This window comes from Lawsonibacter sp. OA9, assembly GCF_022440585.1.
Genome location: NZ_JAKNTI010000022.1, coordinates 1709351 through 1721650 on the forward strand (window position 1 = coordinate 1709351; position 12300 = coordinate 1721650).

6 protein-coding genes and 1 riboswitch are annotated in these 12300 nt (G+C 57.7%); of the genes, 4 read left to right on the forward strand and 2 right to left on the reverse strand.

The genetic code is table 11. The features are described 5' to 3' along the window. Window positions 1-157 precede the first annotated feature (157 nt). The 4 genes from MCG44_RS09480 to MCG44_RS09495 all read left to right on the forward strand — a co-directional run bounded on the left by MCG44_RS09480 (window position 158) and on the right by MCG44_RS09495 (window position 5734). Window positions 158-1861, forward strand: coding sequence for an efflux RND transporter periplasmic adaptor subunit (locus tag MCG44_RS09480; protein ID WP_240287886.1), 1704 nt, complete (start codon window positions 158-160; stop codon window positions 1859-1861). A 1-nt stretch (window position 1862) separates the two neighbouring features. Beyond that, complete coding sequence (locus tag MCG44_RS09485; RefSeq protein ID WP_186852997.1) at window positions 1863-2609, forward strand: ABC transporter ATP-binding protein; 747 nt, start codon at window positions 1863-1865, stop codon at window positions 2607-2609. After that, entirely contained in the window at window positions 2606-3793 is a 1188-nt protein-coding gene (locus MCG44_RS09490; RefSeq protein WP_147571245.1) for an ABC transporter permease, read from the forward strand. The genes MCG44_RS09485 and MCG44_RS09490 overlap by 4 nt, the downstream gene beginning before the upstream one ends. Window positions 3794-3880: 87 nt before the next feature. Continuing rightward, entirely contained in the window at window positions 3881-5734 is a 1854-nt protein-coding gene (locus tag MCG44_RS09495) for an S-layer homology domain-containing protein (RefSeq protein ID WP_240287889.1), read from the forward strand. A 73-nt stretch (window positions 5735-5807) separates the two neighbouring features. Here the strand turns inward: MCG44_RS09495 and MCG44_RS09500 are convergent, their stop codons facing one another. Beyond that, the gene (locus tag MCG44_RS09500; protein ID WP_240287891.1) at window positions 5808-10439 is read right to left on the reverse strand and encodes an S-layer homology domain-containing protein; all 4632 of its coding nucleotides are present in this window, start codon (window positions 10437-10439) and stop codon (window positions 5808-5810) included. A gap of 115 nt (window positions 10440-10554) precedes the next feature. Continuing rightward, a riboswitch (cobalamin riboswitch) is annotated at window positions 10555-10772 on the reverse strand. 71 nt (window positions 10773-10843) lie between these two features. Continuing rightward, window positions 10844-12262: a phospholipase D family protein gene (locus MCG44_RS09505; protein ID WP_240287893.1), complete on the reverse strand. Its 1419-nt coding sequence runs from the start codon at window positions 12260-12262 to the stop codon at window positions 10844-10846. Between the last annotated feature and the right edge of the window lie 38 nt (window positions 12263-12300).

The following is a 12300-nucleotide window of genomic DNA, read 5'->3' on the forward strand; positions in this document are numbered from 1 at the left end:
CTGAGAAGTCTATCGCTTCTCGGCGGCGTTTGAAATTGTTTGAGTCCTGTTTATCTTTTGTTGTGATTTTCTCCTCCCCCCGTTCAAATTTGTTAGATACACTGGACCTACCTTATGTTGGAAAGGACAGTGTCCCATGATGAAGTTACCGGTTTTATTGAAGCGAGAAGTCCCGTCACCGGAGGATACCCCTCCCAAGTCGGGCTCCAGTCCGTGGAAAAAGAGACTGCTGAGGAAAAGGGTACTGATCCCCGCAGTGGCCTGTGTGGTGGCCCTCTCTCTGGGGATACACTTTTTCGGGGGCGGCCAGACCGCCCTGGCCGCCGACTTGACCTATACCACCGCGGCGGTGGAGCGGCGGGATATCACCTCCAAGATCACCGGAAGTGGGTCTCTGGAGGCGGCCAACTCCTATTCCGTCACCTCCCTGGTGGATGGTGCCATCCTCGCTGACTATTTTGAGGAGGGGGATCAAGTGAACGAGGACACTGTTCTCTACGATATCGACAGCTCTGACATGGCCAGCTCTCTGGAGCAGAGTGAGATCTCTCTGAGTCAGGCCCAGCGCAGCTACAACAATAAGTTGAAGGACCTGGCTGACCTGACCGTCACCGCTCCCAAAGCAGGACAGGTGGTGGATATCGCCGTGGAGGCAGGGGACGATGTGAGCGCGGGGCAGACCGTCGCCACCATCCGGGACTCAGACACTATGACTTTGAAGGTCCCTTTCCTGGCCGATGAGGCAGCCGGTTTCTATGTGGGCCAGAGCGCCCAGGTCACCCTGGACAGCACCTTCGAAGTGCTGAATGGCACAGTCACGGAGGTATCTGGCGTGGATCAGGTGCTGACAGGCAACGTCATTGTCCGGGATGTGACCATACAAGTCAGCAATCCTGGCGGTTTGTCCACCAGCCAGACAGGCTCTGCCACAGTGGAAGGCTGCGCCAGCGCCAGCGGAGGCAGCTTCTCCTATCTGGCAGAGCGGTCAGTAACTGCCGAGGTCTCTGGCACTGTCGCCAGCATCCACGTCAGCGAGGGCGACCGTCTCTCCCAGGGGGGAGCTATCCTCACGCTGACCAGCGATAATCTGGAGGATGAGCTCCAAAGCGCCGCCGAGGCTTTGAGAAACGCGGAGCTTTCTCTGGAGAGCCGGTATGACCAGCTGGATAACTACACCATCACCTCCCCCATCTCCGGCACTGTCATCGACAAGAACTACAACGCGGGGGAAAACATCGAGACTGGTCAGACCCTGTGCTCCATCTACGACCTGTCCTATCTTACCCTGACGCTTAATGTGGATGAGCTGGACATCTCCAATATCCAGGTGGGGCAGCAGGTGCTTATCACCGCCGAAGCGGTGGAGGGCCGGACCTACACAGGAGTAGTCACCAAGGTCAGTGTGGCCGGCACCTCCTCCAGCGGGACCACCACCTATCCGGTCACCATCCGCATTGACGAGACAGACGGTCTTCTCCCCGGCATGAATGTGGATGCCACCATCACACTGGACAGCGCCGGCGGCGTACTGGCCATTCCCAGCGCCGCCCTTAACCGGGGGAACACCGTTCTGGTCACCGCCGACTCCCCCAGCGCCGCCAATGGCACTCTGATGGAGGGCATCGGCGGGGACAGCGAACAGTATTATTCCGTCCCTGTGGAAGTAGGCGTCAGCGACGACAGCTACATTGAAATCATCTCCGGCCTGCAGGAGGGGGACACCGTGGCCTATATCCCAACCACCTCCTCGGGCAGCTTCGAGATGGGCAGCATGATGATGATACCTGGCGGAGGCATGGGCAGCGTTACCATCAGCGGCGGGCCCGGAGGCGGTATGGGCGGCGGGCCTGGAGGGTTCTGATATGAGCGCACTGATCACCTTTCAGAACGTCTGCAAGTATTACCATATGGGGGACGCCACGGTAAAGGCCGCCGACCACATCTCCTTTGAGATCTGCAAGGGGGAATTCGTGGCCATCGTAGGTTCCTCCGGTTCTGGCAAGTCCACATGTATGAATATCATCGGCTGCCTGGATGTACCCTCGGAGGGCACCTACCTCCTCCAGGGCCGGGATGTGGGCCAGATGAACAAAAATGAGCTGGCAGAGATTCGGAACGAGATGCTTGGCTTCATCTTCCAGCAGTACAATCTCCTGCCCAAGCTGAATCTGCTGGAAAATGTAGAGGTCCCGCTGATGTACGCCGGGGTGTCTAAGGGGGAGCGCCGGGAGCGGGCCCACCAAGCGCTGGCCCAGGTGGGGCTGGACGACAAGTGGCGCCATAAGCCTATGGAACTGTCCGGCGGCCAGCAGCAGCGGGTATCTATCGCCCGTGCTTTGGTCGGCCATCCCTCTGTCATTCTGGCCGATGAGCCCACCGGAGCGTTAGACTCCCGCACCGGGCGGGAAGTGCTGGCCATGCTCCAGGACCTCCATGAACAGGGTCACACCGTAGTGCTCATCACCCACGACAACTCCATTGCTGTCCAGGCCCAGCGAATCATCCGTCTGGAGGACGGACATGTGGTATATGACGGCCCCTCCGACGATCCGGAGGCGGTAGTCACCCCCCGGGCCGCCGGAGCAAGGAAAGGGGGACAGCCCCAATGAGAATCACCGAATCTCTCTCCCTAGCGCTGAAAAATATCGTGTCCAGTAAGACCCGGACCCTCCTCACCATGCTGGGCATCATCATCGGTGTGGCGGCGGTCATTGTCATCGTGGGCCTGGGAAACGGCCTGGAGGGCTATGTGGCCGACAGCTTTGCGGACATGGGGACCAACACCCTCACCGTATCTGTCCAGTCCCGCGGAGCCACCCGGACTATGGAGGTAGAGGATATGTACCAGATCGTGGATCAAAATCCCGACTATCTGGACCTGTGCTCCCCTACCGTGTCCATGATGGGGGTCAAGATCGGCACGGATCTCACCTCTACCTCCGCCACCGGGGTCAGTGAGGACTATTTCAGCATCAAGGGCTACACGCTCTCCCAGGGCCGGGGGTTGCAGTACAGCGACATCGCTTCCCGCTCCAAGGTCTGCGTAGTCGGAGCTTATGTCAACCAAGCCTACTTCGGGGGCAGCGCCGTGGGCCAGACCCTGCGGGTCGGTGGACAGGCGCTGACCATCGTGGGAGTTCTGGACCAGCAGGCGGAAACCATGGAGGAGGGAGGAAGCGACGACTGCCTCTTCCTCCCCTACTCCACCGCCGCCCGTCTGGGGGGTGGACGGGTTTCCAGCTATGTCATCACCATGGTGGACGAGAATCTGATGGACGCCAGCCAGTCTGCCCTGGAATCGGCCCTGCGCAGCTTTTTCGGCAGTGATGACTATTACACAGTCGTTACCATGTCCGAGCTGCTGGACTCCATGACCAGTATGATCAATATTTTAGTGGGTGTGCTGGCTGGGATCGCCGCCATCTCCCTGGTGGTGGGAGGCATCGGCATTATGAATATTATGCTGGTATCCGTGACCGAGCGCACCCGTGAGATTGGCGTACGAAAATCCCTGGGGGCCAAGGAGCGGTATATTATGGAGCAGTTCGTCATCGAGGCGGCGGCCACCTCCGCTCTGGGAGGCGTCATCGGCATCGTTCTAGGCTATCTCCTGTCCGCGGGAGCCACGGTGGCGGTGGTCCGGCTGATGGGCGAGGCCCTCACCGTGTCCCCCACCCCCACGGCGGTATTGGCGGCCTTCGGCATCTCCGCTGGTATCGGCGTTTTGTTCGGTTACCTCCCGGCCAAGAAGGCCGCCCGCCTCAACCCCATTGACGCTCTGCACTACGACTAAACCAGGGTGGAGCGTGAAGAACAGTATGGAAACAGCTTGTATATGGAGTCTCTTCACTCTCCACTCTCATCAAAAGGAGTTTTTACCATGAAATTAACTCGCCTTCTCTCCACTCTGCTGGCCGCCTGCCTCTCCATGTTTCTGCTGTGCACCGGCTCCCTCGCGGTCAGCGACAGTGCGAAACTAGAGACCATCCAGGTGTTGGGCATCCTGTCCGGGGACGGCTCCGGCAATCTGAATCTGTCCAGTTCTGTCACCCGGGCCCAGTTCGTCACTATGATGGTGGCCGCCTCCAGCTATAAGGATGCGGTGGGAAGTTACGGCAGCTCCCTGTTTAAAGACCTGAAGGGGGACCACTGGGCCAGCCCCTATGTGAAAGTGGCGGTGGAGCAGGGTTGGATGTCCGGTTATGTGGACGGCACCTTCCGCCCGGACCAGGGCATCACCTTGGAGGAGGGCTGCACAGCCCTTCTGCGCCTGCTGGGCTATGATTCCAGCACACTAACCGGGGCCTACCCCACGGCTCAGTTGTCCAAGGCCAGTGCTCTGGGGCTGCTGGACGACGTAGGCGCTGTCCAAGGTCAGCAGCTCACCCGGCAGGACTGCGTAGACCTGTTCTACAATGCACTCACCGCCCAGAACAGCGCCGGGACGATCTACGGCACCACACTGGGCTATACTGTCACCAATGGACAGGTGGACTACTCGGCCCTGGTGACCGCAGATACCAAGGGCCCCTATGTGGCGGAGAGCGGTGCTCTCTCCCTCTCTTTTACCCCCTCGTCCGTATACTACAACGGGGCTCTCTCCTCTCTCTCCTCAGTCCAGCAGTATGACGTATACTACTATAACGCCAATATGAAAACTGTCTGGATCTACCACGACCGGGTAACCGGAACGCTCACCGGCGTCTCCCCCAGCAAGAGCGCCCCCACCTCCGCCACCGTGGCCGGGGTGAGCTACGACATCGGCACTTCCGAGGCCACTTATCAGCTCTCCAGCCAGGGCTCCTTCCAGGAGGGCGATCTGGTCACCCTCCTGTTGGGCATGAACGGCGAGATCATATCTGTGCTGGACGCCCAGGAGAGCGAAGCGACCTATTATGGCAGTGTGGTATCCAGTGTCAAGGGGGCCTCCAGCTCCTCCACCAGTAGCTCCTCCACCACCAGCGCCCAGGTGACCACCCAGGTAGCCTGTACCGACGGAGTCGTGCGCACCTTCTACCATAGTGGCTCCGCTTTAAATACAGGCCGTCTGGTCACGGTGTCAGTCACTCAATCCGGGACCAAGGTGACTTCTCTGTCCAACAAAAAGTTGGAGGGGAGCGTGAGCAAGGACGGCAGCAGCTTCGCTGGCCACGACTTCGCGGACGGAGTCCAGATCCTGGACACCGACGAAAATGGCGGCTACGCCCGTATCTACCCCTCCCGCCTGGCGGGCGCCAAACTGTCTGGTGACGACGTGCGCTACTACAGCCTGGACGCCAATGGAGATATCGACCGCCTGGTCCTCCATGAGGTCACTGGAGATACCTGGGAGTATGTCTATGTGAGCAGTGTAGTAAACAACTCCTCTGACATGAATATCTCCGCCTCCTACACCTATGTCCAGGATGGGCAGACCCAGACGCTGAACAGCAGTAAGCTTTACAGCGTCAAGAGCGGCGGCGCGGCCATGATCTATGAGGACGGCCAGGTGAGCTCCATGCGGCAGTTGTCCTCTGAAACGTTGGACAGCGTGTCCTCCCTGTCCGCCATGGCCGGCAATCAGGAATATGCCCTGGCAGAGGATGTTCAGGTCCTGCTTCGGGACGGCTCAAAATACTATCAGACATCCCTGTCCCAGATCAACGGCGAAGGTTACCGGCTCACCGGCTGGTACGACAACCTGGGCTGTCCCGCCGGAGAGCGCATCCGCATTATCGTGGCTACTCCCCGCTGACCTCCCTCTTCTTTATACGAAAATGGCCGGGCAGGATAAAATCTCCTGCCCGGCCGGTTCTTTTCTATTCACGTCACCGCAGCATCAGGGCAACCAGTTGACGGAGCATCACAGCCGCCTCGGCTCTGGTGGCGGTGCCTCCAGGGGCCAGTGTCCCGTCCGGATGTCCGCTTAGGATGCCGCTGTCCACTGCCCAGGCCACCGCCTCCCGTGCCCAAGCGGACACGGAGCCGCTGTCCGTAAAACTGGTCAGCGTATCCCGCCCGCTGGTGACCATATCCAGTGTTTCAGCATAGCGGAACAGCATCAGGGCGAGCTGTTCTCGGGTAACGGGGTCGTCCGGTCCGAAACGGCCGTCACCATAACCGGAGATGATGTTCTCCCCAGAGGCCCAGGAGATGCCCTGGGCGTACCAGGCTCCCTCCGCCACATCGGCAAAGGGAAGGTCCGCTGTTTTTTTCTCTGGCTCCTCCAGTTGGAAGAGAACTGTGGCCAGCATCCCCCGGCTCAAGGTCTGCCCAGGGGCAAACTGGTCCTCGCTCACGCCGGAGAATAGCCCACGGCCCGCCACGAAGTCCACCGCCGGGCTGTACCAAACTCTGTCCGCCACGTCGGTGAAGGCGCTCTCATAGTCCACCAGCCTCACAGTGGCCCCCTCCTCCAACAGGAATACGGCCTTTCCATCGCTGACCAGGGACTTTTTCACCACTTCCTCCCTGCCGTCAGCGTGGACGATGACCACCAGCTTGTTTTCCTCCGCCTGATCAATGACCACCCTCTGGAGGCCCTCGCTGTCTTCGGGGAGGGTGACGGTGTAGGTGCCGTCAGACTTATTTTCCTCCACCTCAACGGAAGTCTGGCCCGATTCCCCCTTCCCGCCGGAAGCTCCGCCGCTTGAGGGGCGGTGGTAATCCGGGTCCACCTTGCTGGCGTCCTCGGTGTAAAACACCTGGATCTCATCCCCGCTGTGGAGGGAGCAGCTCCCCATGTACACGTCGGGAAATTCTCCGTTTACCAGATACATCCAGCCGGAGTCCTCGCCATGCTCCTTCTCCCGCAGGGAACCCCGAGGGCCGGAGATGGACACGATGTAGGTGCCGCGGCTTCGCTCCGCCGTGTAGCCGTACTCATCCAGCATCTCGGTGAACACATCGTAGACTGTGTAGGTCTCGCTCAGTCCACTCAGGGCAGTAGTTCCGATCCACTCCTCGCCATCCAAGCCGGACAGGGAGAAAGTGACGTTGTCGATGGTGTCCACCACTGCTGTGGTGCTGGTGGGGTCCGCGGTGCCCCGAACCAGCAGCTTCAGGCCGGGCAGGACGGCCTCATTTACCGCCGCTCTGGCGGCAAACGCGGCGACGGCCTGGGAGGTATCTGCGGTGACCTCCTGGTAATACAGGTCGGCCAGTTCAGAATACTTCGCATATTTCACGGTATCAATCTGGTAGAGTTCACCATATTTACCCAGCGCTTCGCTGGACAGATAGCTGGTGATGACGACGTTCTTGGGTTCTTCCTGCCGGGTAACCAACAGGTTCTCGTGGCTGATGACATTGGGGTTGCTGGATTTGAACAGCCGCCAGGCCTCCAGTTCCTCCCACCCCTCGATGGGGGTGGGGACGATGCCATAGCCCTTCATGTCCTTCATATCCCGGACCCAGACCAACTCGCCGTTCTCCTCATAGACCTCCTGGAAGGGGGACAGGTCGGTGGTAATGTTGTCGATGGCCTTGTTCTCTCCCCGTATGCCGTTGAAGTAGTTGGCCTTGACCTTCTCCATCAGCGCCAGCTCGTCATCGATCTCCTTCTGTGTCAGGGCGGGGACCTCGATGGCAAAGGACCGGGCGGCGGTGACGCTGGTTTCATCGTCGTGGAGAGTGACCGTTATGGTGACCTCCGCCGGCTCCTCCCCCACTCCGGGGCGGTACACCCAGAGCCGGGCGGCATTGTTCACACCCGGAGACTGGATGACCTCCTCGTGATCGCTGGACAGGGTGACAGGCATATACTTTCCGTCTACGCCGAAGTCCCGTGTGGTGGGCAGCTGGATATCGTTGATGGCTGTGTAGACGCCATCCTCGTCCGGAACCAGCCTCTCGCCGGTCAGGGCGTCGGAGAGGCCCTTAGCCGCGAAGCCCTGGTCCAGTTTGGTTAGCAGCTCCTGTTCGATTTCGGCATACTGATCCCCGTCCATAGCTGGAACGGTCACTTCAAATGTATTGACAAGTTCAATGGGGGCTTCCTCGCCAATGACATCGTTGGTATACTGGAACGTAAATTTGGCCGTGAGGATAACGGTCTGATCTTCCTCCCCGCGGCGTACCACACCTACATAGGGGTTAAAGAGCGTGTCGGCAGTATTCTGGTTTTCTCTGCTGATGGAGATAGCTTCCTCGTTGTCAGACTCCCAGGATATCTGGGTCCAGTATTTCTTGTCCACCACCTTGGGCAGGGTGAGGTTTTCGGTGACAGCCAAGCCGTCTCCGCCTCCGATGGAGGAAAGGGTGACCTGGCTCATGATCTCCTCGCTCATAGCCGCCCTGACCTTGGCTGCATCCCAGTAAAGGATAACCGGCACATCGGAGAGCGTGGCGGCCGCCCCATCCTTCTCCAGCGTAAAGGTCACCTTGCAGCTTCCAAATTTGACGGCCGGAACCGTATTGGGGTCCTTATAAAAATAAGTGATGTCGCCGTTATCGCCAATACCTGCCCCTCCGTAGACTTCGGTGACAGACGCGACGGAGACGGTGATGTCATCAAAGCCCTTCTCCGCCAGATCGGCCAACACCATGCGGTTGAGGTTGGTGTCCGTGTCGTAGACCGGGCAGAGCCTGTAATCGTCGCTCAGGGCGGTAATGGCGTGCTGCAGTTCATTTTGTTTGTCCTCATCTGCGGCGGTGTCGGACCAAACTACAATTTTGTACAACGTATTGTAGAAAGCATCGTTGTATGTATATTTTGCAGACAGAGTTACAGTCACCGTCCCCTGAGTTGGGCGGATGACGGTACCGTCTGCCGCGATCACATCATTAAACCCGCCCCACTGGATCTGGGCAGTAATCCCGTTTTCTGTGACCACAGCGGGAAACTCCAGCTTGGTATCCTCTTTGATCTCGTCAGGCAGTCTATTTTCCTGATAGGCCACCGGGTACAGCTTGCCGTGGTCGGCAGTACGGACGGTTGCCTGGTGATCCTGGCAGCTGTGAATCACCCTGCCGCCGCAGGTGATCTCAACCCCGATTTTATATTTCTGGTCTTCTGCTCCAAAATCATCTTCCGAAATGGTATAGGTGGCTTCCGTGGCCCCGGCGATTGGATGAGAGGTGGGATATGCGGCCATAGGCTCATACTTGTACCACTGATATTTCATCTCCAGTCCGGGATACTGTTCCGGGGAATAGGTGCCGCCGCCCTCGATGTTAAGGGCAGCTTCTACCGTCTGCCCTACGGCCACCGCGCCGGGCTGACTTATATTTTGAATGGTGACAGTTGTAAAATGCGGGATCACCGTCAGGGTATAGTCATCTGTGTACTCCTCCCCATCGTAGGTCACCGTGGCTGTTACATTCACCACGCCGCCCTTGCCGGCGGTGACCACATAGCCTTTCACATCGCTGTCCTGGGTGGTTTCCACCCAGGCGGCCGCCCCTTCATTGCTGGCGGAAAAGCTCCACTGGACCTCTGGGGTCTCGTCCCCCATATTCTGATAGTCTACATAGAGAATGGTATCATTTTTGTCGCCGCCGCCCGTCTGTACCCAAATTGTATCGCCGTTGGTAGAGCGGATGGAAATACTGGGCTCGGGGGGCTTGGGAGTATTCCCAGCCTGCCAGACGAGGATTACATTACCCTCTGCATCGGTGGTGAAGGCATCGCCCAGCAGAGAAGCGTCGATTGGAAGATCAGAGTTGTCAAAGCAGTTGAACAGTTCGCCGTTGAAGCCGCTGATGGCATCCGATGTGGTAAAGCAGTTGCGAATCGGGGTAGTTGAATATACCTGCCCGACGATACCCCCGGCCCTGTTGGAACCGGAGATCGTGCCGGTGCTATAGCAATTTTCAATGCTTGTCCCATTGGCGGAGCAATAGCCTAGAATGCCCGCCGCCGCGCCGCCTCTGATGTCTGCGGTGTTGGCACAGCCTGAGACGCACACAGATCCGCTGTTGACCCGCCCAATGATGCCGCCGGCCCCCGCATTTACTCCGGTCTTGGAAGACTGGACGCTGCCAGAAAAGGAGCATCGCTCGATGGTGACAGTGCCGCTGGTCTTGCCAACAATGCCGCCAACATAACCACTCTTGGTTGCTGACACCGTTCCTTCAACCTTCAGATTTTTAATCGTCGCGCTGTTCACGGTGCCGAACAGTCCAACGCCGTTCGTGCTGCTGTCGTTGATGGACAGTCCGCTGATAGTGTGTCCAGCTCCGTCAAAGGTACCGGCGTAGGCGCTGGTGACATAGCCATTTTGCGGATTAAACGGTATCCATTCCTCATTTTCCAAATCAATGTCAGCCGTCAGCACAGCGGAGAGAGTTCGCTCCCCGCCATTGACCCGATCCCGGAACGCTTTTAGCTCCTCCGCAGAACTAATGTTTACAGAATCGTCCACAGCATTTTCTGCCGCCCACGCCGTCCCCGGCAGCAGGCCCAGCGCCATGACCAGGGTGAGCAGCAGGCTCAAGGCCCTTGTCCTTATTTTCCTCATCAAATCTCCTCCATTTCTCTCATTCAAAACTCAAATAATATAAAAAACGGCCGCGGCAGACCATAACAGGCCTGCCGCGGCCGACTTTTCCCGCGGTGCATTTGGGCATACCAATGCCCTGTCATATAAACACCATAGGTCTTCCGGCTTGTGGGGTGTGGAGCACCGCTCCGCGCCTGTCGCTCCGCCTTCTCAGGATCGCTCCCAATGACCGGCTCACGCCATGAACGACAGCCTCCCCCGCATACGGCAACGGGTATTGCTCCGGGTTCTCACCGGATTCCCTCATCCCCGCCTCTGCCCAAAGCAGACACGAGGTCATGATGCTTTTTTTGTCATTATAAAATGATGTTCCGTCCTTGTCAATCCGAATTCCGTTCTGCCTCTTTGCCCAGACTATTATTTTACAAAAATCTCCGCAACGGGATGGTAAGTACCCGCAGGACCAGATAGAACGCCTTTTTCCCAAAGCTCAACTCCTTCGGCACATACTTTTCCCCATACTGATACTCTCCGTCCTCTCCCATTGTCTTACTGTACGTCTGATCGCGCTCGGCCTCTTCCCGAATCATCCGGTTCAATTTGGGAGAATCCACCACCAGCATCAGCTCCGTATCCTGATAGGTGCTTCTCATATCCATATTGTACGACCCGACTACGCTGAGTCTGTCGTCAATTACCATAGCCTTTGTATGGCAGGAATGTTCCCCCATATACTCATAGACCTGTACGCCCGTATCCCAGATTTTCCGCCGTTGGTTCAGATAGTCGGTACATCCCCAGGGATTTGCGCCGCTGGCTACATCGTTTGTAATAATCTGAATCTCTGTGCCCCCCGAGGTCAGCCGCTCCAGATCATGATACATCTCCCGCCCACAAATAATATAAGGGGTATAAACGATCACCTGTTTCCCCTGAGACATCAGCCGGTTGAGAGAATACCACATCCAGGGCTCCTTATTTTCCGCCTGAATCGGATTTGTCAAAAGGCTGATCCGCCCGGTTTCAAATGTACGCTCCCTCCAGTCCACGGGGACAAATAATTCTGGCTCTGCCGCCCTCATAGCCTGCTCCCGGCTGCGTAACGACTCCTCCTCTCGCTGCCGGTCTTCTTCTCCAAGGCGGCCCTGAAACAGTCTGCTGTCTGGAAGCGCCCAAACCGACTCAAAATAGTTCACCAGCTGATACAGCGAGGCCTCTGGATCCTGTCCAGACCGCATCACAAGAAGCTCCCGGTCGATGTTCGGCTTGACAGAGGGCTGCTCTCCCAAAAACAGATCCGTTGTATTTCTGCCGCCCAGAAGGTAGACCTTTCGATCTACGATCAAATATTTATCGTGGAGCCGCGCCTGCAGCTTCCAGGGCTGGAGCAAGTCAATCGGATTATAAATTTTCAGTTCCACGTTTTTGTGGCCGGCCAGCGCCTTGAATACCGGATCCTTCTTCACATCCAAAAAACCGCTGGCGCCGTCCACCAGCACACGGACCTGAACTCCTCTTTCCGCGGCACAGAAAAGGGCCGAGACCATGTCTGTCCCGCTGCTGTCCCCATTGAAATCGAAGGTCGAGAGGATGATCTCCTCCTCCGCGTTTCCAATCAGATTCATCCGGCAGAACAGCGCATCCTTATTGTTGTCAATATAGGCCGCCCGCTCCGGGCCGACGCCTGTCCCATAAAATCGGCGGTCTTCAAAAGCAGCTCGATACTCTGGTGAAACCTCCTTATGCTCTATGTACGGCACCACCACGGCCAGTATATACAGCAGAATCAGCAGAAACGGAAGCGCTTTTAGACAACAACGCAATACGGAGCTTTTCACCATACTAGTTCCTTTCTCCAAGCCACTTTAAGCTACTATCT

What these genes read in the sequence shown, in the direction of transcription:
- MCG44_RS09485 (WP_186852997.1), top strand. Translation starts at nt 1,863, where the DNA reads ATGAGCGCACTGATCACCTTTCAGAACGTCTGCAAGTATTACCATATG.
- MCG44_RS09490 (WP_147571245.1), top strand. Translation starts at nt 2,606, where the DNA reads ATGAGAATCACCGAATCTCTCTCCCTAGCGCTGAAAAATATCGTGTCC.
- MCG44_RS09495 (WP_240287889.1), top strand. Translation starts at nt 3,881, where the DNA reads ATGAAATTAACTCGCCTTCTCTCCACTCTGCTGGCCGCCTGCCTCTCC.
- MCG44_RS09500 (WP_240287891.1), bottom strand. Translation starts at nt 10,439, where the DNA reads ATGAGGAAAATAAGGACAAGGGCCTTGAGCCTGCTGCTCACCCTGGTC.
- MCG44_RS09505 (WP_240287893.1), bottom strand. Translation starts at nt 12,262, where the DNA reads ATGGTGAAAAGCTCCGTATTGCGTTGTTGTCTAAAAGCGCTTCCGTTT.